Genomic DNA, 24,895 nt, shown 5'->3' with positions numbered 1-24,895 from the left:
CGCGATGCCGGTCGTCCGCGCGGACGGGGTCACCCTCGGCTACGCCGAGTACGGTGCCGGAGAGCCCGTCGTCATGGTCACCGGCACCGGTGCCCCCGGCCGGATGTGGCGCACCCACCAGGTGCCCGCGCTCACGGCGGCCGGCCACCGGGTGATCACCCTCGACAACCGCGGCATCCCGCCCAGCGACCCGTGCCCCGACGGCTTCACCCTCGACGCCATGGCCGCCGACATCGCCCGCCTCGTCGAACGGCTCGACGTGGGCCCCTGCCGGATCGTCGGCTACTCCCTCGGCGCCATCGCGGTACAGGAGCTGCTGCTCACCCGCCCCGAACTCGTCCGGCAGGCCGTCCTGATGGCGACCGCCGCACGTGCCGACGCCCTCACCGAGGCCATGACGGCGGCCGACGTCGAACTCGGCGACGGCACCGCCCTCCCGCCCCGCTTCGGCGCGTACGTGAAGGCGTTGCAGAACCTCTCGCCCCGCACCCTCAACGACGAGGAACGGCTGCGGGACTGGCTCGCCGTCTTCGAGGTGGCGGCACCCGACCGGTCCGCCGCCCGCGGACAGCTCGGACTCCAGCTGATCCCGGACCGCCGCCCGGCCTACCGGCACATCGGCCGCCCCTGTCTGGTCATCGGGTTCCAGGACGACCTCGTCGTCCGCCCGCACCTGTCACGGGAGGTCGCCGCCGCCATCCCCGGCGCCCGCTACACGGAGATACCGGGATGCGGGCACTACGGATATCTGGAGAACCCGGCCGCCGTGAACTCCGCGATCATCGAATTCTTCAACGAGGGCCGGCAGCGCGTGAATTCCAGGAAACAGATGACCGGTCTGGACGGCCTTGTGAGGAACACGGCACCTGTCTAGCGTGAAGCCGAAGAAAGCCGAAGAACGCTGAACAAACCCGACTAGGGAAAGCGATCGGAGTGGTCATGCCGAACCCGTTCGACGACGACAACGGCACATTCCTGGTTCTGGTCAACGACGAGAACCAGCACTCGCTCTGGCCCGTCTTCGCCGAGGTGCCGCCCGGCTGGCGGACCGTGTTCGGCGAGGACACCCGCAAAGCCTGCCTGGAGTACATCGAGAAGAACTGGACGGACATGCGACCCAAGAGCCTGGCGGACGAGATGGACAGGCTGGAACAGGCCGAAGCCGCCGGCTGACACCCCGCCCGACCACAACACCGAAAGCGGGAGGTTTTCGTGGCCATGATCGGCCCGGGGCCGATGGTGATACGGGGGATGGGGCCGGACGAGTCAGTGACCAGGCAGCGCATCACGCCGGGCACTGCGAAAAGGATCGTCCCCTATACAAAACCGTACCGAGCTCACATCGCCCTTCTCCTGGTCGTCACCGCGCTAAATGCCGGAATAGCGGTGGCCACCCCAGTCCTGTTCAAATACATCATCGACGACGGTATCGCCGTCGGGGACACCTCGTTCGTCGTGTGGGTCTCCGTGGCGATAGCCGGGCTCGCCCTGCTCGGCGCCGGCCTCGGATTCGTCGAGGCGTGGTACTCCGGCCGTATCAGCGAAGGACTGATCTACGACCTGCGCACCCGGATCTTCGACCATGTGCAGCGGCAGCCGCTGGCGTTCTTCACCCGCGCCCAGACCGGCGCACTGGTCAGCAGACTCAACACCGACGTGGTCGGCGCCCAGCAGGCGGTGACCACCCTGCTCTCCACGGTGGTGTCCGCCGGACTCACCCTGGTGCTGGTGCTGATCGCCATGCTCTGGCTGTCCTGGGTGGTCACCCTCGTCTCGCTGATCGTGATCCCGCTGTTCATCCTGCCGGGCCGGCTCGTCGGCAGCCGGCTCCAGCGGATCATGCGCGAACACATGCAGGTCAACGCCGAGGTCGGCTCGTTCATGAACGAGCGGTTCAACGTCACCGGAGCGCTGCTGGCCAAGCTCTACGGCCGCCCCGAGAGCGAGAACGGCCAGTTCGCCCGGCTCGCCCGCAAGGGCCGCGACCTGGGCATCCTGACCTCCGTCTACGGCAGGATGCTCTTCCTGACGATGACACTGGTCGGCGCCGTCGCCACCGCCCTCGTCTACGGCGTCGGAGGCCGCCTGGTCATCGAGGGCGCCTTCCAGATCGGCACCCTCGTGGCCCTCGCCACCCTGCTCACCCGGCTCATGGGCCCGATCAACCAGCTCTCCGGCGCCCACACGAGTGTGCTCACCGCGATGGTCAGCTTCGACCGCCTCTTCGAGATCCTCGACCTCAAGCCGCTGATCTCCGAGAAGCCCGGCGCCAAGCCCCTGCCGGCCTCCACCACGGAGGGCACCGCGCCCGACATCCAGTTCCGCGGAGTGTCCTTCCGCTACCCCAGGGCGTCCGACGTCTCTCTCGCGTCCCTGGAGTCGATCGCCTTCCCGACGCAGGAACGCACCGACAACGCCCTGACCCTGAGCGACCTCAGCTTCACCGCGCCCGCCGGCAAACTGACCGCCCTGGTCGGTCCGTCGGGCGCCGGCAAGACGACCATCACCCACCTGGTGCCACGCCTCTACGACCCCGTCGAGGGCACCATCCGGATCGGCGGCCACGACCTGCGCGACGTCACCCTGAAGTCGCTCAACGAGACCATCGGCATGGTCACCCAGGACGCCCACCTCTTCCACGCGACGATCCGCGACAACCTCACCTACGCGCGGCCCGACGCCACCGAGGACGAGCTGGTCGCGGCGTGCCGGGCGGCCCAGATCTGGGACCTCATAGAGTCCCTGCCCGACGGCTTCGACACCGTCGTCGGCGACCGCGGCTACCGGCTCTCCGGCGGCGAGAAACAGCGCGTCGCGATGGCCCGGCTGCTGCTGAAGGCGCCGCCCATCGTCGTCCTCGACGAGGCCACCGCACACCTCGACTCCGAGTCCGAGGCCGCGCTGCAACGCGCCCTGAAGACCGCCCTGAAAGGACGCACGTCCCTGGTCATCGCCCACCGGCTGTCTACCATCCGCGACGCCGACCAGATCCTCGTCATCGACAAGGGCCGGGTCCAGGAACGCGGCACCCACGAGGAACTCCTCGCCCTGGACGGGCTGTACGCGGAGCTGTACCGCACCCAGTTCGCACACCAGCCGGCGCAGAACGGCAACGCCCCGATGCCCGAACCGGCACAGGTCGGCGCGGCACCGCCCGGCGCCGTGCTCACCGACGGGCCCGGCCCCATGCCGGGCGGCGCTCCCGGCGGGCCCGGCCTGTTCCTCTTCCCCGCGCCGCCCGGCGAGGGCGGCCCCGGCCGCGGCCCGGGCGGCCCCGGCCCGAGACTGCTCGGGGGACCACCAACGGGGCACGACTGACACGGCCGTAGACCATCACGGCCGTAGACCATGACGGCCGTAGACCTCCATGGTCGGCACCACGGCCGTGGACCAGCACGGCGGTCGGCGCGACCGTGCGGTGTCCGACGCGGGCAGAGCCCCGTGGCGGACACCGCACCGTCGTGTACCGGCCATGCTGTGGTCCGCCCACTACGTTCGGCGACGGCTCCGGCCACATCCCGTTACTCTGAGAATCCTGTGCGCCCGGCAAGGGCCGCGGTGGACTGTGACCCGTGTGTGACGGCAGGTCGGGCATGGTGAACAGCCATGATCCACTCGTCCGACCCAACCGGCCCCGCCACACACCGCTCCATGGGGGATCAATGGTGAGGGTGCTGGTGGTCGAGGACCACAACCAGCTCGCGGACTCGGTGGCCCGCGTGCTGCGCCGCGAGGGCATGGCCGTCGACGTCGTCTACGACGGTGAGGGCGCCCTCGAACGCGCCTCCGTCGTCGACTACGACGTCGTTGTGCTGGACCGGGACCTGCCCGGCGTCCACGGCGACGAGGTGTGCGGCGCCCTGGTGGCCGCACCCGTCCACACCCGTGTCCTGATGCTCACCGCGTCCGGCACCATCGCCGACCGCGTGGAGGGCCTGAGCCTCGGCGCCGACGACTACCTCCCCAAACCGTTCGCCTACGCCGAACTCGTCGCGCGCGTACGGGCGCTGGCCCGGCGCGCCCGACCCGCCGTGCCGCCCGTCCTGGTCCACGGCGACCTGGTGCTCGACCCGGCGCAGCGCCACGCCGGCCGCGCGGGCGAGCCACTCGCGCTCACCCCCAAGGAGTTCGCCGTCCTGGAGTACCTGATGGCCGCCGAGGGCCGGGTGGTCTCCGCGGAGGAACTGCTCGAACGGGTGTGGGACGAGGCCGCCGATCCGTTCACCACCACGGTCAAGGCGACGATCAACCGGCTGCGGTCCAAGCTCGGCGCCCCACCGGTGATCGACACCGTCCCGCGCGGCGGCTACCGGATCTGAACACCACGGTGATCCGGGAAGCAGTGATCCGGGAAGCGCTGTGATCCAAGAAGTGAAGTGAGGCCAATGCCCCTGCTCGGCAACCCCCGTCTCACCGGGCTGCGCGCCCGGGCCGGGCGCCGGCTGCTGCCGCGCCGGGTCCGCATGCGGCTCACCCTGCTGTACGGGCTGATGTTCGTGGTCTCCGGCGCGGTACTGCTCGGCATCACCTATGTGCTGGCCAACCGTCCCGGCGGCATGTTCCTCTTCCGGCGTTCCCTCGGCGACCCCGGCGAGGTCTCCGACGGCCTGCGGCTGTGCACCGCCAACGACCTGTGCGACGCCGACCCGCTCGCCACCGAACGCCGCCAACGGGCCCTGGACCAGCACGCCGCGGAGATGCACCACCTGCTGGTGCAGTCCGGCATCGCGCTGGCCATCATGTCGGTGATCGCCATCGGCCTCGGCTGGCTGGTCGCCGGCCGCGTACTGGGTCCGCTGCGCACCATGACCTCCACCATCCAGCGCATCTCGGCCCGCAACGTGCACGAGCGGCTGGCCGTCGAAGGCCCCGGCGACGAGCTGAAGGACCTCGCGGACACCGTCGACGGACTGCTCAGCCGGCTGGAGGCGGCACTGGAGTCCCACAAACGCTTCGTCGCCAACGCGGCACACGAGTTGCGCACCCCCCTCACCGTGGAACACGCGCTCCTGGAGGAGTCGCTCATAGACCGCGACGCCACCGTCGACTCGTTCCGCAGCAACTTCCAGCACCTGCTCGACCTCAGCCGGCAGCAGGCCCGGCTCCTGGAGTCGCTGCTGACGCTGTCCAGCAGCGAACGCGGCCTCGACCGCCACGAACCCCTGGACCTCTCCGAGGTCGCCGACCAGGTCGTCGAACGCCGCAGCAGGGACGCCGAGGCACGCGGGCTGCGCCTGGAGGCCGACATCGGCCCCGCGCCGATCTGGGGCGACGGCGCCCTGGTGGAACGGCTGCTGGCCAACCTGCTCGACAACGCCATGGACTACAACGTCCCCGACGGCTGGGTCCAGCTCTTCACCGGTGCCCACAACGGCCGTTGTGTCGTCCGGGTGGCCAACACCGGCCGCCAGATCCCCGCCGACCGGGTGGGCCGACTCTTCGAACCCTTCCAGCGACTCGACCGGGTCGCCGGCGACGGACACCACGGCCTGGGCCTGTCGATCGTCCGGTCCATCGCCACCGCGCACGGCGGCACCCTGCGGGCCTGGGTCCGCTCACAGGGCGGGCTCGTCGTGGAGGTGTCGTTCCCCCCACGCACCCGCCAGGACCCCCAGCAGCCGGCGCTGCCGACCTCGATCGGCACCCCGGGCCCGCGCTGACATCCCCTTCCCGATTCCCCTCGGCAACCCTTTCTCCCCGCGTGTAATCCGCCACGCAATTCCTCCTGCGCAAGCACTCTGCCGCCGCCTGTGTCCAACCGTGCGCCGTACCCGGTTGGACATGACTGGTCCCCAAAGGGCAGAACAGCAGATGCTGACGTCTCGTGCACACGCCCGTGTTTCGGCGAAGTGGGAACGAGGGGGAAAGATGAACCGCAACACCGGTCACGCCCTGCCCATGTTCGACTCCCAAGAGGGAATATGGCTGGCGCAACGGGTGGACGGGTCCCGACAGGCGTACAGCGCCGGTCAGTACGTCGAAATAGCCGGACCGATCGACGCCGAAACACTCGAACGCGCACTACGGCATGTGGTGGCCGAGACGGAAATACTCCGCACCCGATTCGTCGAAGACGGCGATACGGCCGTGCAGTTCATCGATCCCCCCACCGAACCCGACCGGCCGGACTCCGGATCTCGGAATACCGCCGGACTTCTCACGGTCGTGGACCTCGCCTCTCACCCGTCTCCACACACGGCCGCCGAAACAGCCATACAGGCGGAACTCCTCCAGGAAACCGGCGGCGACACCGGCAGGCTTTTCACCCACACCCTTTTCCGCCTGAGCCCCGACCGCCACATCTGGCTCCACCGTTACGACCACCTCCTCATGGACGCCTTCGGCTGCACCCTGCTCGCCCGCAGGACCGCCGAGACCTACAGCGCCCTGCTGCAAGGGACCACCCCCGCCCCGGCAGACCACACACCACTCCGTGAACTGCTGGACGAGCAGACCGCCTACCGCGCCTCGGACCAGTACGACCAGGACCGGCTCTACTGGTACGACCACTTCGCCGACCGGCCCGACACACCCACCGTCCCCGGCCACGGACCCTCGGCCCCCGGATCCTCGGCCGGCGGTCCCACCGCACACCACGTCCTGCGCGCCACGGGACACCTGCCGCCCGCCGCCGTGACCGCCCTGCGGGAGGCCGCGACCCGCGCCGACGTGAGCTGGCCACGGCTCGTCATCGCCGCCGTCGCCGCCTTCACCGCCCGCCTGAGCGGATCGGACGAAGCCGTCCTGGGCGTACCGGTGTCCGGCCGCACCGACGACTCCGCCCGCCGCACCCCCTGCACGATGGCCAACATGCTCCCCGTCCGCCTGCACGTCGCGGCCGGCGCGAGCCTGCTCGACCTCGCGCACGACGCGGGCCGCGAGATCGGCGCCCTGGTCGACCACCAGCGTTACCGCGGCGAGCAACTGCGCCGCGACCTCGGCTGGCCACAGGGCGACCGACGCCACTTCGGTCCCTACGTGAACGTCATGCCGGCCACCGGCGAAACCCTGCACTTCGGCGCACATCCCGGCATCGCGCACGACCTGTCCAGCCGGCGCACCGAGGACTTCGGCGTACTGGTCAGCGGCTGGACGGCCGAGGAGGGCATACGCGTCACCCTCGAAGCCAACTCCGCGCTCTACGACACCGAGTGGACCCACGCCGCCCACCGGTCCTTCCTCACCTTCCTGGAGCGATGCGTACGACAGCCCTCCGCACCGATGTCACAACTCGCGACCGACACGAAGGACCAGCCCCGGAACTCGGCGGTGTCGCCGGGTGTGTTGGTGCCGGAGTCGTTCGGGCGGTGGGTGTCGGTGACTCCGGATGTGGTGGCGGTGCGGTGTGGCGAAGTTGCTTTGACGTATGGGGAGTTGGGGGTGCGGGCGGTTCGTCTGGCTCGCGCTCTGGTCCGGTTGGGTGTGGGGCGTGAGGTGTGTGTGGGGGTGTGTCTGCCGAGGTCGGTGGACGTGGTGGTGGCGGAGTTGGCGGTGTGGTTGGCGGGTGGGGCTTTTGTGCCGCTTGATCGGGAGTATCCGGTGGAGCGGTTGGAGTTCATGGTGGCGGACTGTGGGGTGCGGGTCGTGGTGGGGGAGGGGGAGCCGTTCGGTGATGTGCCGTGGGTGTCTCCGGATGCCGCGGATATCGGGTCCGCTCCTCTGCCCGCTCTTGCCGTGGTACCGGACCAGCTGGCGTATGTGATCTATACGTCGGGTTCGACGGGTCGGCCGAAGGGTGTGGCCGTCGCGCACGGCGGTCTCGCGAACCTGGTCCAGGCGATGCGCCCGGTGATGGGTGTGCAGGAAGGCACAGGAGTACTGCAATTCGCGTCGTTCAGTTTCGACGCGGCGGTGCTGGATGTGGCGGTGACGTTGGCGTCGGGCGGCACGCTCGCGATCGCGACGAAGGACGAGCGCGCTGACGTCGGCGCTCTGGCCCGGATGCTGGCATCGGCGGGTGTCGAGGCGGCGAGTGTGGTGCCGTCGTTGTTGAGCGTGCTGGATCCGGATGCGGTACCGGGCGTACGGACTTGGGTGCTGGGTGCCGAACTGCTGACGGCGGACTTGGCGAGTCGCTGGGCCGACCGGGTCCGGCTGGTGAACACCTACGGCCCGACCGAGGCGACCGTGATGGCGACCGAGGGCGCGGTGGATGCCGGAATTGGCCCGCAGGACCAACCCCCTTCCATCGGACGGCCCTTCGACGGTGTGCGTGCCTATGTCCTCGACGGATGGCTCAAGCCGCTCGCCCCCGGACTGGTTGGTGAGTTGTACCTGGCGGGGACCGGTCTCGCGCGTGGCTATGTGGGACGCCCTGGTCTTACGGGCGAGCGGTTCGTCGCCTGTCCGTGGGACAGCGGCACGCGGATGTACCGGACCGGGGATTTGGCCCGGTGGGCGCCGGACGGTGGGCTGTTGTTCGCGGGGCGGGCGGACGCGCAGGTGAAGGTGCGTGGCTTCCGGGTGGAGTTGGGTGAGGTCGAGACCGTCCTCGCCGCGCACGAGGATGTCGCCCAGGCCGTCGTGGTCGTCCGTGATGACCGGCTGGTCGGTTACGTGGTTCCGGCGGCCGGCGGCGTCGACACCGCGGACGTGCGGGAGTATCTGTGTGGCAGGCTGCCCGAGTTCATGGTGCCCACGGCCCTGATCGCACTCGACGCCCTGCCCCTGACGGTCAACGGCAAGGTCGACCGGGCCGCCCTGCCCGCGCCCGATCTCACAGGGCAAGGGGCGGGCCGAGGTGCGGCGACACCGCTCGAAGAGATGCTGTCCGCGCTGTTCGCCGAGGTGCTGGGGGTGGAACGGGTAGGCGCCGAGGCGTCGTTCTTCGAACTCGGAGGGGATTCACTCCGCGCGATGCGGTTGATGGTCCGGGTGCGGGCAGTGCTGGACGTGGAGCTGGGGATCGGGGAGCTGTTCGCGGAGCCGACGGTGGCCGGTCTGGCACGGCTGCTCGATAGGAGCGCCGGTCGAGTCGGCGCGGTGGAGCTGCGGGTGTGGGAGCGGCCGGACGTGGTGCCGTTGTCGTTCGCGCAGCAGCGCATGTGGTTCCTGAACCGGCTGGAGGAGACGGTCCCGGGTGCGGCCGCCGCGTACAACATGCCTCTGGTGCTGAGGCTCTCGGGCGCCTTGGACCTGGCCGCTCTGGAGGCGGCGCTGGGTGATGTCGCCGGCCGCCACGAGAGCCTGCGGACCGTCTTCCCCGACATCGACGGGGTCCCACACCAGCGGATCCTCGACAGTGCGCAGGGCGGGCCGCCCCTGACGGTCATCGAGTTGCGTGACGGCGAGGACGTCGAGGAACTGCTGTCCGCTCATGCACGGCACGGCTTTGACCTGCGGACCGAGGTGCCGTGGCGAGTGCGGTTGGTGGTGACGGCTCCGGGTGAGTCCGTGTTGTCGGTGGTGGCACATCACGTGGCCGTGGACGGCTGGTCGATGGGGGTGCTGGCGCGCGACCTGGGAGTGGCGTACGGGGCGCGGTGTGGGGGCGGCGTGCCGGAGTGGGGCGCGCTGGAGGTCCAGTACGCGGACTACGCGCTGTGGCAGCGCGAGGTCCTGGGGGACCCCGGCGACGGCGACGGGGTGCTGGAGCGGCAACTCGACTTCTGGCGCGGTGAGTTGGCAGACATGCCGGGTGAATTGACATTGCCCGTGGACCGGGTGCGTCCGGCGGTGCCGTCGTTCGAGGGTCGTGTGGTGCCGGTGGAGGTGGACGCCTTCGTGCATGCGGGGTTGGTCGACGTCGCGAGGGAGCGTCGGGCGACGTTGTTCATGGTGGTGCATGCGGCGGTGTGTGTGGTGTTGGGGCGGTTGGGTGCGGGTGGGGATGTGGTGGTGGGGACGCCGGTGGCGGGGCGGTCGGAGCCGGTGTTGGAGGAGTTGGTCGGGTTCTTTGTGAACACGTTGGTGTTGCGGGCGGATGTGTCGGGGGATCCGTCGTTCGCGGAGGTGGTGGAGCGGGTGCGGGCTGCTGATCTGGCGGCGTATGCGCATCAGGATGTGCCGTTCGAGCGGTTGGTGGAGGAGCTCAATCCGGTGCGCTCGTTGTCTCGTAATCCGTTGTTCCAGGTGATGCTGGCGTTGCAGAACGTGCCCGAGCCTGAGTGGCACCTCCCCGGCGTCCACGTACAGTCCGCCGACCTGCTCACCAGGGCCGCCAGATTCGATCTGGCGATCACGCTCACCGAAGAGCGCGACGCCGCGGGTGCCCCGGGCGGTCTCACCGGCGACATCCTCTTTGCCACGGACCTGTTCGACGAGGAGACGGTTCAGGCTCTGGCACAGCGGCTGGCCCGGGTGCTGGAACAGGTCGCCGCCGATCCCGGCCTCAGGGTCGGAGACATCGACGTCCTGACCCACGACGAGCGGTCGCGGCTGACTGCCGGCACGAGCGGCGACGGTGTCGCGGTGCCGGATGGGTTGGTGCCGGAGTTGTTTGCCGGGTGGGTGTTGATGGCTCCGGATGTGGTGGCGGTGCGGTGTGGCGAAGTTGCGTTGACGTATGGGGAGTTGGGGGTGCGGGTGGATCGTCTGGCTCGCGCTCTGGTCCGGTTGGGTGTGGGGCGTGAGGTGTGTGTGGGGGTGTGTCTGCCGAGGTCGGTGGATGTGGTGGTGGCGGAGTTGGCGGTGTGGTTGGCGGGTGGGGCTTTTGTGCCGCTTGATCGGGAGTATCCGGTGGAGCGGTTGGAGTTCATGGTGGCGGACTGTGGGGTGCGGGTCGTGGTGGGGGAGGGGGAGCCGTTCGGTGATGTGCCGTGGGTGTCTCCGGATGCCGCGGATTTCGGGTCCGCTCCTCTGCCCGCTCTTGCCGTGGCGCCGGACCAGCTGGCGTATGTGATCTATACGTCGGGTTCGACGGGTCGGCCGAAGGGTGTGGCCGTCGCGCACGGCGGTTTGGCCAACCTGGTCCAGGCGATGCGCCCGGTGATGGGTGTGCAGGAAGGCACGGGAGTACTGCAATTCGCGTCGTTCAGTTTCGACGCGGCGGTGCTGGATGTGGCGGTGACGTTGGCGTCGGGCGGCACGCTCGCGATCGCGACGAAGGACGAGCGCGCGGATGTGGGTGCCCTGGCCCGCATGATGGCTTCCTCCGGCGTCGAGACGGCGAGTGTCGTGCCGTCCCTGCTGAGCGTGCTGGACCCGGACACGGTCCCGGGCGTACGGACTTGGGTGCTGGGCGCCGAACTGCTCACGGCGGACTTGGCGAGTCGTTGGGCGGACCGGGTACGGCTGGTGAACACCTACGGCCCGACGGAGGCGACCGTGATGGCCACCGCCGGCCCGGTTGACGTCGGTATCACTCCGCAGGACCGGCCGCCGACCCTCGGGCGGGCGTTGGACAACGTACGTACCCACGTGCTCGACGATCACTTGCGGCCTGTTCCCGCCGGTGTCACCGGTGAGTTGTATGTGTCCGGTCCTGGGGTGGCCCGTGGATATGCGGGGCGCCCCGGTCAGACGGGTGAGCGGTTTGTCGCCTGTCCGTGGGAGCGCGGTGCGCGGATGTACCGGACCGGCGACCTGGCGCGGTGGACGGCCGGCCACGAGTTGCTGTTCGCGGGGCGTGCGGACACGCAGGTGAAGGTACGTGGATTCCGGGTCGAGCCAGGCGAGATCGAGACGGCCCTGGCCGCTCACCCGGCCGTCGCCCAGGCCGTGGTGGTCGCGCGCGAGAACAGGCTCGTCGGCTATGTCGTACCGGCCCCCGGCGCCTTCGACATCCCCGCTGTGCGGGCGTATCTGTGTGGCAGGCTGCCCGAGTTCATGGTGCCCACGGCCCTGATCAGCCTCGACGCCCTGCCCCTGACCGTGAACGGCAAGGTCGACCGGGCCGCCCTCCCCGCCCCCGACTTCGCCGACCGTCCCGCCGGCCGTGCACCGGAGACGGAGACCGAGCGCCGGTTGTGCGTCCTGTTCGCCGAGGTGCTCGGAGTGCAACAGGTGGGCGCCGAGGCGTCGTTCTTCGATCTGGGCGGGGACTCGCTGCTGGCGATGCGGCTGATGGCCCGGGTGCGGTCGGAGCTGGAAGTGGAGCTGGGAATAGGGGAGTTGTTCGCGGAGCCGACCGTGGCCGGACTGGCCCGTGCGGTGGACGAGGGCGTCGCCACGAGCGGTCCGGTTCTGCGGATGCGGGAGCGGCCGGACGTGGTGCCGTTGTCGTTCGCGCAGCAGCGCATGTGGTTCTTCAACCGGCTGGAGGAGACGGTCCCGGGGGCGGCGACGGCGTACAACATGCCGTTGGTGCTACGGCTTTCGGGTTCCCCGGACGTGGTGGCGCTGGAGGCGGCGCTGGGTGATGTCGCCGACCGGCACGAGAGTCTGCGGACCGTGTTCCCCGACATCGACGGCGTCCCCCACCAACGCCTGCTGACGGGTGAGCACGCCCGCCCGGTGCTCCACCTCGTGGCATGCGGCGACGACCGGGTCGAGGATCTGCTGGACGAACACCTGCGGCACGGCTTCGACCTGCGCACCGAGGCGCCGTGGCGGGTGTGGCTGGTGACGGTGGGCCCGGCTGACTTCGTGTTGTCGCTTGTCGTCCACCATGTGGCGGCGGACGGCTGGTCGGTGAACGTACTGGCGCGGGACCTGGAGACGGCGTACACGGCCCGTTGCGAAGGCGGGTCGCCGGACTGGCCGGCGCTGCCCGTGCGGTACACGGACTACGCGCTGTGGCAGCGGGAACTGCTGAGCGACTCCGACGACGGCGAGGGCCTGATCGAGCGCCAACTGGATTTCTGGCGCGCGGAGTTGGCGGGCATGCCGGGTGATCTGGTGCTGCCCGTGGATCGGGTGCGTCCGGCGGTGCCGTCGTTCGAGGGTCGTGTGGTGCCGGTGGAGGTGGGTGCCTCGGTGCATGCGGGCCTCGTGGAGATCGCGAGGGAGCGTCGGGCGACGTTGTTCATGGTGGTGCATGCGGCGGTGTGTGTGTTGTTGGGGCGGTTGGGTGCGGGTGGGGATGTGGTGGTGGGGACGCCGGTGGCGGGGCGGTCGGAGCCGGTGTTGGAGGAGTTGGTCGGGTTCTTTGTGAACACGTTGGTGTTGCGGGCTGATGTGTCGGGGGATCCGTCGTTCGCGGAGGTGGTGGAGCGGGTGCGGGCTGCTGATCTGGCGGCGTATGCGCATCAGGATGTGCCGTTCGAGCGGTTGGTGGAGGAGCTCAATCCGGTCCGCTCGTTGTCTCGTAATCCGTTGTTCCAGGTGATGCTGGCGTTGCAGAACGTGCCCGAGCCTGAGTGGCACCTCCCCGGCGTCCGCGTACACCCCGACACCCGCCTGCGCGAGGCAGCGGCCCGGCTCGACCTCTCGGTGTCCCTGACGGAGCGACGGGACCCGGACGGTGCCGCGGCCGGCCTCACCGGCGACATCCTTTACGCCACGGACCTGTTCGACGAGGAGACGGTCAAGGCCCTCGCACAGCGGCTGGCCCGGGTGCTGGAACAGGTCGCCGCCGACCCCGGCCTCAGGGTCGGCGAGATCGACGTCCTGACCGACGAAGAGCGAACCCGGTTCACGACCACTGGCGGAGACACGAACACCAACACGGTCCCCGCACCCGACGCACTCGCACCCGACCTCTTCGCCCTCCGCGCGCAGCAGTCACCCGACACCGTCGCCGTCGAGTCGGCCGAACGGTCCATCACCTACGGTGAGTTGGCGCGGGAGGCCGCACGGCTCGCACGCCGGCTGCTCGACGAAGGTGTGGGGCCGGAGTCCCGTGTGGCGGTCGTGGTGGAGCGGTCGCCGGTGATGGTCGTCGCGCTGCTCGCCGTGGGGATGGCGGGTGGCGTCTACGTACCCGTCGACCACGACTATCCGGCGGACCGTACGGAGTACCTGCTCCAGGACTCCGCCCCGGCCGTTGTGCTGTGTGCCGCGCGCACCCGGGACACCGTGCCCGAGGGATACGCGGGGAGCGTGGTCGTCACCGACGATCCCGCCGAGACGGCGAGACTCGCCGGCTACCCCGGGGGGCCGGTCGGCGACGCGGAGCGGCCGTATCCGCTGCGGGCGGACAACGCCGCCTACGTCATCCACACCTCCGGTTCCACCGGCCGCCCCAAGGGCGTCACCGTGCCCCACCACGGCCTGCGCAACCTCGTCGTCGAGAACACACGCCGCTACGCCCTGGACGCGGACTCCCGCGTACTGCAACTGGTCTCACCGAGCTTCGACGTCGCCATGGCCGACATGTGGCCCGTGCTGTGTGCCGGTGGCCGGCTCGTCCTCGCCCCGTCGCGGCGGGAACTGTCCGGCGAGGAACTGACCGAGCTGGTGCGGACCCGGCACATCACCCACGCGGCGATACCCCCGACCTTCATGTCCCAGATGCCGTACGACCCACTGCCGCACCTGCGTGTGCTGATCACCGGAGGCGAGGCGCTCCCCGCGGAGCTGCGCCGGCAGTGGTCCGCCGGCCGTGTGATGTACAACCAGTACGGCGTCACCGAGGCGACGGTCATCTCCACCGTCGGCCGGATGGGCGACCAGGACGGTCCACCGCCGATCGGCCGTCCGGTGGTCAACACCCGTGTCTTCGTGCTGGACGAGTCGCTGCTGCCGGTGCCGGTCGGGGTGGCGGGGGAGTTGTACGTGGCCGGTGCGGGGCTCGCGCGCGGGTATCCGGGGCGGGCGGGGTTGTCGGCGGAGCGGTTCGTGGCCTGCCCGTATGCCGACGGCGAGCGGATGTACCGGACCGGCGACGTGGTGCGGTGGACCGGTGACGGTGAGCTGGTCTTCGTCGGGCGTGCCGACGACCAGATGAAGATCCGCGGTCACCGCATCGAACCCGGCGAGATCGAGTCGGCCCTTGAGGGATTCCCCGGTGTCCGCCAGGCCGCACTGGTCATCAGGGAGGACCGTCCCGGGGACCGCCGACTGGTCGGCTATGTCGCCGCCGACGCGCAGAGCGTCGACGGCGGCGCGGTGCGCGACACCGTGGCCGGTCTCCTGCCGGACTACATGGTGCCCTCCGCCGTGGTCGTCCTCGACACACTGCCGCGCACCGCGAACGGCAAGGTGGACCGCACGGCCCTGCCCGCCCCGGACTTCGCGGCCGGCCGTACCCCGGGCCGCGAGCCGCGCACCGAGGGCGAACGCCTCCTGTGCGACCTGTTCGCCGAGATGCTCGGCGTGGAACAGGTCGGGGTCGAGGACGGCTTCTTCGAACTCGGCGGCGACTCCATCAGCTCCATGCAGCTGGTCTCCCGGGCCCGCCGGGCCGGTCTTGTGCTCACGTCACGCCAGGTGTTCGAGGAGAAGACCCCGGAACGCCTCGCTGCCGCCGCCGAGGTGGCGGACACGGAGGAACGGTCCGGCGACGCGCCCGGCGCAGGCGTGGGCGAGGTCGCGTGGACACCCGTGATGCACGCCTTCGGACCACGGGCGGCCGAGCCCCTCTTCGCCCAGTGGATGACCGTCGGAGCCCCCGCCGGGCTGGGGCTCGGCACCTTGGTGGCCGCTCTGGCCGCCGTACTGGACACCCACGACATGTTGCGCGCGCGGGCCGTGCCCGGCGCGGCCCGGCTCGTGGTGGGCGAGCCCGGCTCGGTGGACGCGGCGCCGCTGGTGTCGCGACTGGACGCGGGGCCGGAGGAGCTGGACGTGGTGGCTGGACGGGCAGCCGGCCGGGCCGCGGACGGACTGGACCCGGCGGCGGGTGTGATGGTCCGCGCGATATGGGTGGACGCGGGCCCGGGTGTGGTGGGTCGGTTGGTGGTTGTGGCACATCACCTGGTGGTGGACGGCGTGTCCTGGCGGGTGCTGCTGCCGGACTTGCAGGCTGCGTGTGAGGCGGTTGCCGAGGGGCGTGAGCCGGTGCTCGATCCGGTGGGTACGTCGTTCCGCCGCTGGTCCCAACTCCTCGCCGCACAGGCGGTCTCCGAGGAACGTGTCGCCGAACTACCCGCCTGGCAGACTCTGTTGGGCGAGCCCGAACCACTCCTGGGTGAACGCGCCCTCGCCCCCGCCACGGACACCGCCGCCACCCTGCGACGCCGCTCGTGGACGGTCCCCGCCGAGCAGGCGGCCGTCCTCGTCGACCGGATGCCCGCCGCCTTCCACTGCGGTGTCCACGAGATCCTGCTGGCCGGGCTGGCGGCCGCCGTCGTACGGTGGCGGCGCGGGACGGCAGCCAAGACGCTTCTCGTGGCCGTCGAAGGACATGGCCGTGAGCCGCTCGACGGAGCCGACCTGACCCGCACGGTCGGCTGGTTCACCGGCACCCGCCCGGTCAGGCTCGACCTCACGGACAGCGCACCCGAGGACGCCGTCGACGGGGGCCCGGCCGCCGGCCGGCTGGTGAAGACGGTCAAGGAGCAGATACGGGCGGTCCCGGGCGACGGGCTCGGTCACGACCTGCTGCGCCACCTCAACCCCCACACGGCACCGGTCCTGCGGGCCGCTCCCGCACCCCAGATCGGCTTCAACTACCTCGGAAGGTTCGACGCATCCGCACCGACGGCCGCATCCGCACCGACGGCCCCATCCGCACCGGCGGCCGTGTCCGCCTCTGTGACCCCAGTGACCCCAGTGACCCCTGTGGTCCCGGTGGCCGCGGTCGCCCCCTGGCAACTGGCAGGCGAAGCAGCCGTAGGCGGCTCCACCGACCCGGACCTGCCCGCGATGCACACGCTGGAAGGACTCGCGGTGGTCCGCGACACCCCGTCCGGACCCGAACTCACCGTCACGCTCAACTGGCCGACCCGACTCCTGGACGAGGACGACGTGGAACAGCTGGGTCACACCTGGGTGCACATGCTCGGCGCCCTGGCCGCCCACACCACCGAACCCACGGCCGGCGGGCACACCCCGTCCGACTTCGGCCTCGTGGACCTCGACCAGGACGAGATCGAGCAGTTCGAAGTGATGGCGGCAAAGCTGGAGGAAGGGCTGTCCCGGTGACGTCTTCAATCGCTGCACAGGGCTCCGCACTCGCCGAGATGTGGCCCCTGTCGCCCCTCCAGGAGGGGCTGCTTTTCCACTCCGCATTCGACGACGACGGCCCCGACGTCTACGCCGTGCAGTTCGCCCTCGGCATCGACGGACCGCTCGACGTCGAACGGCTGCGCGTCTCCTGGCAGGCGCTGCTGCGCCGGCACGCGGCGCTGCGCGCGAGTTTCCAGCGCCGAAAGAACGGCAAGGCCGTACAGCTCATCACCAGGAACGTGCCACTGCCCTGGCGCGACGCCGACCTGTCGGACCTCGCGGAGCCCGAACTTCGGACGCGGGCCGAGGAACTGGCCGCACGGGAACGCGCGGAACGTATGGACCTCGCGGTACCGCCCCTGCTCCGCTTCCTCCTGATCCGGCTCGGCGAGCGGCGCCACCGCCTCATCGTCACCTCCCACCACCTCCTCATGGACGGCTGGTCGATGCCGGTCCTGCTCGGCGAACTCTCCGCCGTGTACCAGAGGGGCGGCGACACCTCGGGCCTGAGCCGCGCCGCCTCCTACGGGGAGTACCTGGCCTGGCTGAACCGCCAGGACGGCGACGCCGCCCGCGCCGCCTGGCGCACGGAACTCGCCGGCCTCGACGAACCCACCCTCGTCGCGGCACCGGACCGCGACGGCGAACCCCTCCTCTCGGCGGAGAGCCATGTGGAACTCCGTCCCGAGGCGACCGGGGCACTGGCCGACTGGGCCCGCACACACGGTCTGACCGTGAACACCGTCGTGCAGGGCGCGTGGGCGCTGGTGCTGGCGCGGCTGGCCCGGCGTACGGACGTGGTGTTCGGCGCCACCGTCGCAGGACGCCCCGCCGAACTGCCCGGAGTCGAGTCGATGGTCGGCCTTCTCATCAACACCTTGCCCGTACGAGTGCCGTTGGACGGCCGGCAGACCGTGGCCGAGATGCTCACCCGCCTCCAGGAACGGCAGTCGGCACTCATAGCCCACCAGCACCTCGGCCTCGCCGAGATCCAGAGGACCGCGGGACCCGGTGCGGTCTTCGACACCCTCGTTGTGTTCGAGAACTACCCCAGGTCCGACGGGGAACCCACCGTCCCCGGCATGCCGGCCTTCTCCGTCTCGGCCGGCAGCCAGGCGACCAACTATCCGCTCACCCTCGGTGTACTGGTGACCGACCGCCTCCAGGCCCGCATCTCCTACCTCCCCGACGTGTTCGACCGGGAGCAGGCGGACGAGGTGGGCCGGCGATTCGTACGAGTGCTGGAACGCCTTGTCGCCCAACCCGACACGCTCGTTGGTCGCATCGACGTCCTGGACGACGACGAGCGGTCCCGGGTGATCAACACATGGAACGACACCACGACGGGGCTCCCCGGTGTGTTGGTGCCGGAGTCGTTCGCATGGTGGGCGTCGGTCGCTCCGGATGTGGTGGCGGTCCGGTGTGGCGAAGTTGCCTTGTCGTACGGGGAGTTGGAGGAGCGGGCGGATCGTCTGGCTCGCGCTCTGGTCCGGTTGGGTGTGGGGCGTGAGGTGTGTGTGGGGGTGTGTCTGCCGAGGTCGGTGGATGTGGTGGTGGCGGAGTTGGCGGTGTGGTTGGCGGGTGGGGCTTTTGTGCCGCTTGATCGGGAGTATCCGGTGGAGCGGTTGGAGTTCATGGTGGCGGACTGTGGGGTGCGGGTCGTGGTGGGGGAGGGGGAGCCGTTCGGTGATGTGCCGTGGGTGTCTCCGGATACCCCGGAGGTCGGATCGAAGCCCCTTCCCGCACTGGAGCTGAGCCCGGACCAGCTGGCGTATGTGATCTATACGTCGGGTTCGACGGGTCGGCCGAAGGGTGTGGCCGTCGCGCACGGCGGTTTGGCGAACCTGGTGCAGGCGATGCGCCCGGTGATGGGTGTGCAGGAAGGCACGGGAGTACTGCAATTCGCGTCGTTCAGTTTCGACGCGGCGGTGCTGGATGTGGCGGTGACGTTGGCGTCGGGCGGCACGCTCGCGATCGCGACGAAGGACGAGCGCGCTGACGTCGGCGCCCTGGCCCGCATGATGGCCTCATCCGGCGTCGAGACGGCGAGTGTCGTGCCGTCCCTGCTGAGCGTGCTGGACCCGGACACGGTCCCGGGCGTACGGACTTGGGTGCTGGGTGCCGAACTGCTGACGGCGGACTTGGCGAGTCGCTGGGCCGACCGGGTACGGCTGGTCAACACCTACGGCCCGACCGAGGCGACCGTGATGGCCACCGCCGGTGCGGTGAATCCCGGTATCGGCCCACAGGACCAACCCCCCACCATCGGACGCCCGTTGGGCAACGTCCACACCTACGTGCTCGACGAACTGCTGCAACCAGTTCCGCCCGGGATCACGGGCGAGTTGTACCTGGCCGGTCCGGGTGTGGCCCGTGGTTATGCGGGGCGGGCCGGGATGACGGGTGAGCGGTTCGTCGCCTGTCCGTGGGACAGCGGTGCGCGCATGTACCGGACCGGAGACCTGGCCCGCTGGACACCGGACGGCGACCTGCTCTTCGCCGGGCGGGCCGACGCACAGGTGAAGGTGCGTGGCTTCCGCGTGGAGCTGGGCGAGATCGAGACCGTCCTCGCCGCGCACGAGGATGTCGCCCAGGCCGCCGTGGTCGTACGTCATGACCGTCTGGTCGGTTACGTGGTGCCGGTGGCCGGCACCCTCGACATCCCTGCCGCGCGGGCCCACCTCTCGGGCAGGCTGCCCGAGTTCATGGTGCCCACGGCCCTGATCGCACTCGACGCCCTGCCCCTGACGGTCAACGGCAAGGTCGACCGGGCCGCCCTCCCCGCCCCCGACTTCGCCGACCGCCCTGTCGGCCGTGCCCCGCGCACGGCGAACGAGCGGCTGCTGTGCGAGCTGTTCGCCGAGGTGCTGGGCCTGGATCGCGTGGGTGTGGACGACAGTTTCTTCGGGCTGGGCGGTGACTCCATCAGCTCGATGCAGCTGGCCTCCCGGGCGCGCCGGGCCGGACTGGCGGTGACCCCGCGTCAGGTCTTCGAGCACAAGACACCGGAACGGCTCGCGACCGTGACGGATCCTGTGGCGGACGGCTCCGCGCCGGAGGACACCGGAACCGGTGCGATCGCCTGGACCCCGGCGATGAGGGCGCTGGGGCAGGCGGCCGTACGACCGGGGTTCGCGCAGTGGATGATCGTGGGCGCGCCGGCCGGGCTCGGACTGGACGTGCTGACGGCCGGGCTGGCCGCCGTACTGGACCGTCACGACATGCTGCGGGCCCGTGCGCTGCCCGGCGAGCACACACTCGTGGTCGGCGAGCGGGGATCCGTGGACGCGGCCGCGCTGGTCTCGCGGGTCGAGGCGGGCTCGGCGGACGTGGGCCTGCTGGCCCGTGAAGCAGCGGCCGGGCTGGACCCGGTGGCGGGTGTGAACGTGCGCGTGGTGTGGGTGGACGCGGGTCCGAACGAGGTGGGCCGCCTGGTCGTCGTAGCGCATCACCTGGTGGTGGACGGGGTGTCGTGGCGGGTGCTGCTGCCGGACCTGCAGGCTGCGTGTGAGGCGGTGGCCGCCGGACGTGAGCCGGCGCTCGACCCGGTCGCCACCTCCTTCCGTCGCTGGTCCCAACTCCTTGCCGCGCAGGCGGTGTCCGACGAGCGGGTCGCCGAACTCGACGCGTGGACGACCCTGTTGGGCGAGCCGGAGCGGCCCGTCGGGCGGCGTGCGCTCGACCCCGCCGTGGACACCGCCGCCACCCTGCGGCGCCGCGCCTGGGCGGTGCCCGCGCAGCACGCGGCGGCTCTGGTGGAGCGGGTGCCGGGGGCGTTCCACTGCGGGGTGCACGAGGTGTTGCTCGCCGGTCTCGCGGGTGCCGTGGCGCGCCTGCGGCAGGACGGCTCGGGCGAGGTGTCCGCCGTTCTCGTGGACGTGGAGGGGCACGGGCGGGAGCCGGCCGAAGGGGTCGACCTGTCCCGCACGGTGGGCTGGTTCAGCAGCTCGCACCCGGTGCGACTCGACGTCCCCGCTGGTCAGTTGGACGAGACTATGGCGGGCGGGCCCGCCGCGGGTAGCTTGGTGAAGGCGGTCAAGGAGCAGGTGAGGGCGGTCCCCGGGGACGGCCTCGGCTACGAGCTGCTCCGACACATCAACCCCGGGACCGCGCCGGTCCTGGCAGCCGCTCCCGCACCGCAGATCGGTTTCAACTACCTGGGCCGGTTCCCCGCGGGCAGCCCGGCCGAGACGGTTGGTCCCTGGCAGCCGGAGGGCACGATCGGCGCCGCGGGCGACGAGGACCGGGCCGCACGCCACGCACTGGAAGCCGGGGCCGTGGTCCGGGACACCTCGGCGGGACCCACCCTGACCATCGTCCTGACCTGGGCGGAACGGCTGCTGACGGAGACGGAGGCGGAACTGCTGGGCGAGACCTGGCTGGCGATGCTGGGCGGTCTGGCGGGCCACACCACGTCCCCGGACGCGGGCGGACACACCCCGTCCGACTTCCCCCTGCTGGATCTCGCACAGGACGAGGTCGACGAGTTCGAGACCGACTTCGCCGACGTCGACCAGAACTAGCCGACCGACGGGCCCGCATCGGCACCACCTGGGGCCTACGGCCCCGCCCCTGCACCCCTTGGGGTCTTCGGCCCCGGCACCGCCTCCGCACCCAGCCGTACGCGTACGTCGTCGTTGCCATGCCCGCTGTGAGGAGACTGAACGATGACCCGATCCCTCGTCGAGGACGTCCTGCCGCTGTCGCCGTTGCAGGAGGGACTGCTGTTCCACGCGACCTTCGACGACCGCGGTCCGGACGTCTACCAGGGGCAGCGGACGCTCGAACTGGTCGGGCCGCTGGACCCGGCCCGGCTGCGGCGGACGTGGGAGGCGCTGCTGGCCCGGCACAGCGCGCTGCGCGCCGGCTTCAGGGGGCGCAGGTCCGGTGAGGCGGTGCAGGTCGTCGCGCGGCAGGTGGCGCTGCCGTGGCGCGAGGAGGACCTCGCCGGTCTGGCGGAGCGGGCGGCGCTGAGCGAGCTGGACCGGTTGGCCGCCCGGGAGCGGGCGGAGCGGTTCGACCCGGCGGTACCGCCCCTGGTGCGGCTGTTGCTCGTCCGGCTGGCCGACGAACGGCACCGCCTCGTTGTCACCAGCCACCACCTGGTCATGGACGGCTGGTCCCTCGCGGTGCTCTTCAACGAGTTCGTCGCGGTGTACAGAGCGTACGGCGACACGGGTGCCCTGCCGCCGGTCACCCCCTCCCGGCAGTACCTGGGGTGGCTGGGCCGCCAGGACAAGGAGGCCGCGCGTGCCGCCTGGCGGTCCGAGCTCGCCGGCGCCGACGAACCGTCGCTCGTCGCCCCGGCCGACCCGGCCCGCACGCCGGTGTCCCCGGAGAGCCTGATCACCCGCCTCACCCCTGAACTCACCGGTGACATGGCCCGGTTGGCCCGCGGTCTGGGGCTGACGGTGAACACGCTGGTGCAGGGCGCGTGGGCGATGCTGCTCGCGCGGCTGACCGGCCGTACGGACGTGGTGTTCGGCGCCACCGCCGCGGGCCGCCCCTCGGACCTGCCCGGCGCGGAGTCCATGATCGGGCTCTTCATCAACACCCTGCCGGTCCGGGTACGCCTGGACGGTGGCCGGACCGTGGCCGACGTCCTCACCGACCTCCAGGAGCGGCAGTCCGCCCTCATGGCCCACCAGCACCTCGGGCTGCCGGAGATCCAGCGGCTCGCCGGGCCCGGGGCGGTCTTCGACACGCTCGTCGTCTACGAGAACTACCCCCGCCCGCCCGAGGAGCCGGCCGCCCCCGACGCGTTCGACGTCCGGTTCCTCGACGGCGACGAGGCCGCCCACTACCCGCTCACCCTCGTCGTCGCGCCCGAGGGCGCGCGTACGGCGGTCAAGCTCGACTACCGGCCCGACCTCTTCGACGCCGGACAGGCGGCGGCCGTGCGGGACCGGCTGGTACGGCTGCTGGAGCAGATCGTGGCCGAGCCGTCGACGCCGGTCGGCGCGCTGGACGTACTGGACGGCGCCGAGCGGGCGCTGGTACTGGACGAGTGGAACACCACGGAGGTGCCGGTGCCGGGCGCCTCGGTGCCGGAGCTGTTCGCCCGTCGGACACGGCGTTCACCCGACGCGGTGGCGGTGACGGACGGCCAGAACAGCCTCACCTACGCCGAGTTGGACCGGACCTCCGCACGGCTCGCCGCGTACCTGACCGCGGCCGGGGTGCGGCGGGGTGACCGGGTCGCCGTGGTGATGGAGCGCTCCGCGGACCTGCTCGTCGCGCTGCTGGGCATCTGGCGTGCGGGCGCCGCCTACGTGCCCGTGGATACCGACTATCCGGCGGAGCGGGTGGCGTTCCTGCTGTCGGACTCCGCCCCCGCCGTGGTGTTGTGCACCGCGCGCACCCGCCGCCACGTGCCCGGCGGGACCGCCCGCGTGGTGGAGCTCGACGCCCCCGAGGTGGCCGCCGCCCTCGCGGCGCAGCCGGCAGCACCGCCGACCGTTGTGCCGGGCGCGGACGACTTGGCTTACGTGATGTACACGTCCGGATCGACGGGCGTACCGAAGGGCGTCGCCGTACCGCATGGCGCCGTGGCCGGGCTCGCGGGGGAGACGGGCTGGTCGCTGGGCGCGGACGACGCGGTGCTCATGCATGCCCCTCACGCCTTCGACGTCTCCCTGTACGAGGTGTGGGCGCCCCTCGTGGCGGGTGGACGGGTGGTCGTGGCCGGGCCCGGTGCGGTGGACGCGCCGCGGATCCGCGAGGCGGTCGCCACCGGTGGTGTCACGGCCGTACATGTGACGGCCGGGCTGTTCCGTGTCCTGGCCGAGGAGTCGCCGGAGTGCTTCACGGGCCTGCGTGAGGTGCTGACCGGCGGCGATGTGGTGCCCGCCGGGGCGGTGTCCCGCGTACGTGCGGCATGCCCGGAGCTGGTCGTGCGGCACCTGTACGGCCCCACCGAGGTGACCCTGTGCGCGACTTGGCATGTACTGACTCCCGATACGGCGGACGGCGGGGTGCTGCCGATCGGACGGCCGCTGGGGAACCGGCGGGTGTATGTGCTGGACCCCTATCTGCGGCCGGTGCCGCCCGGGGTGACGGGCGAGCTGTATGTGGCCGGCAGCGGCCTGGCACGCGGCTATCTGGGCCGGGCGGCACTGACGGCCGAGCGGTTTGTGGCCTGCCCGTGGGACGCGGGTGGCCGGATGTACCGGACGGGGGATCTGGCCCGGTGGTCCACCGAGGGCGAGTTGCTGTTCGCGGGTCGGATGGACGCGCAGGTGAAGGTACGCGGGTTCCGGGTGGAGCCGGGTGAGGTCGAGGCGGCACTCGCCGGCCACGAGGGTGTCGCACAGGCGGTGGTCACGGCGCCGGCGGTGGACGGGGGCGGTGACAAGCGGCTGGTCGGCTATGTGGTTCCGGAGTCGGTGGGTGGCGTGGACCCGGAGGAGCTGCGTGCCGGACTGTCGGACAGGCTGCCGGAGTTCATGGTCCCGGCCGTGGTGATCGTCCTGGACGACCTGCCGTTGACGGCGAACGGGAAGGTGGATCGGTCGGCGTTGCCGGCGCCGGATTTTGCTTCGCGTGTGTTGGGGCGGGCTCCGCGTTCTGAGGTGGAGCGGGTGTTGTGCGGTTTGTTCGCCGAGGTGTTGGGGCTGGAGGTGGTGGGGGTTGACGACGGGTTCTTCGAGCTGGGTGGTGACTCCATCATGTCGATGCAGTTGGCGTCCAAGGCGCGTCGGGCGGGTCTGACGGTGACCCCGCGGCAGGTGTTCGAGGAGAAGACACCGGAACGCCTCGCGTTGGTGGCGGTACCGACGGGCGGGCGGTCCGGTCCGGAGGATGTCGGCACGGGTGAGGTGGCCTGGACTCCGGCCATGCTGGCACTGGGCGCGGACGCGGTACGTCCGGGGTTCGCGCAGTGGATGTCGGTGGGTGTGCCGGCGGGTGTGGGTCTGGATGTGCTGACGGCCGGTCTGGGTGCTGTGTTGGACGCGCATGTCATGTT

Annotated in this window: 8 protein-coding genes; all 8 read left to right on the top strand. The window is 70.9% G+C overall.

Going from position 1 to position 24,895, the window contains the following annotated elements:
* Positions 1-4: 4 nt before the first annotated feature.
* The gene (locus ACIQAC_RS14890; RefSeq protein ID WP_402190779.1) at positions 5-874 is read left to right on the top strand and encodes an alpha/beta fold hydrolase; all 870 of its coding nucleotides are present in this window, start codon (positions 5-7) and stop codon (positions 872-874) included.
* A gap of 65 nt (positions 875-939) precedes the next feature.
* Positions 940-1,173: an MbtH family protein gene (locus tag ACIQAC_RS14885; RefSeq protein ID WP_402190777.1), complete on the top strand. Its 234-nt coding sequence runs from the start codon at positions 940-942 to the stop codon at positions 1,171-1,173.
* Between the two features lie 45 nt (positions 1,174-1,218).
* Positions 1,219-3,318, top strand: coding sequence for an ABC transporter ATP-binding protein (locus ACIQAC_RS14880; RefSeq protein WP_402191740.1), 2,100 nt, complete (start codon positions 1,219-1,221; stop codon positions 3,316-3,318).
* A 347-nt stretch (positions 3,319-3,665) separates the two neighbouring features.
* Positions 3,666-4,319, top strand: a complete 654-nt coding sequence (locus tag ACIQAC_RS14875; protein WP_402191738.1) for a response regulator transcription factor — start codon at positions 3,666-3,668, stop codon at positions 4,317-4,319.
* Positions 4,320-4,385: 66 nt separating this feature from the next.
* The gene (locus ACIQAC_RS14870) at positions 4,386-5,660 is read left to right on the top strand and encodes a sensor histidine kinase (protein ID WP_402191737.1); all 1,275 of its coding nucleotides are present in this window, start codon (positions 4,386-4,388) and stop codon (positions 5,658-5,660) included.
* Positions 5,661-5,868: 208 nt separating this feature from the next.
* Positions 5,869-16,905, top strand: coding sequence for an amino acid adenylation domain-containing protein (locus ACIQAC_RS14865; RefSeq protein WP_402190775.1), 11,037 nt, complete (start codon positions 5,869-5,871; stop codon positions 16,903-16,905).
* A complete protein-coding gene (locus tag ACIQAC_RS14860; RefSeq protein WP_402190772.1) occupies positions 16,902-21,452 on the top strand; it encodes an amino acid adenylation domain-containing protein in 4,551 nt (1,516 codons plus the stop codon). Before ACIQAC_RS14865 ends, ACIQAC_RS14860 begins: the two co-directional genes overlap by 4 nt.
* 144 nt (positions 21,453-21,596) lie before the next feature.
* Positions 21,597-24,895: amino acid adenylation domain-containing protein (locus ACIQAC_RS14855; RefSeq protein WP_402190769.1), on the top strand; the 3,299-nt coding region annotated here is incomplete at its 3' end.

It is taken from the genome of Streptomyces sp. NPDC088387 (assembly GCF_044753385.1).
GTDB lineage: Bacteria > Actinomycetota > Actinomycetes > Streptomycetales > Streptomycetaceae > Streptomyces.
This window is presented reverse-complemented; position numbering and strand designations above follow the sequence as displayed.

What these genes read in the sequence shown, in the direction of transcription:
- ACIQAC_RS14865 (WP_402190775.1), top strand. Translation starts at nt 5,869, where the DNA reads ATGAACCGCAACACCGGTCACGCCCTGCCCATGTTCGACTCCCAAGAG.
- ACIQAC_RS14870 (WP_402191737.1), top strand. Translation starts at nt 4,386, where the DNA reads ATGCCCCTGCTCGGCAACCCCCGTCTCACCGGGCTGCGCGCCCGGGCC.
- ACIQAC_RS14880 (WP_402191740.1), top strand. Translation starts at nt 1,219, where the DNA reads ATGATCGGCCCGGGGCCGATGGTGATACGGGGGATGGGGCCGGACGAG.
- ACIQAC_RS14890 (WP_402190779.1), top strand. Translation starts at nt 5, where the DNA reads ATGCCGGTCGTCCGCGCGGACGGGGTCACCCTCGGCTACGCCGAGTAC.
- ACIQAC_RS14885 (WP_402190777.1), top strand. Translation starts at nt 940, where the DNA reads ATGCCGAACCCGTTCGACGACGACAACGGCACATTCCTGGTTCTGGTC.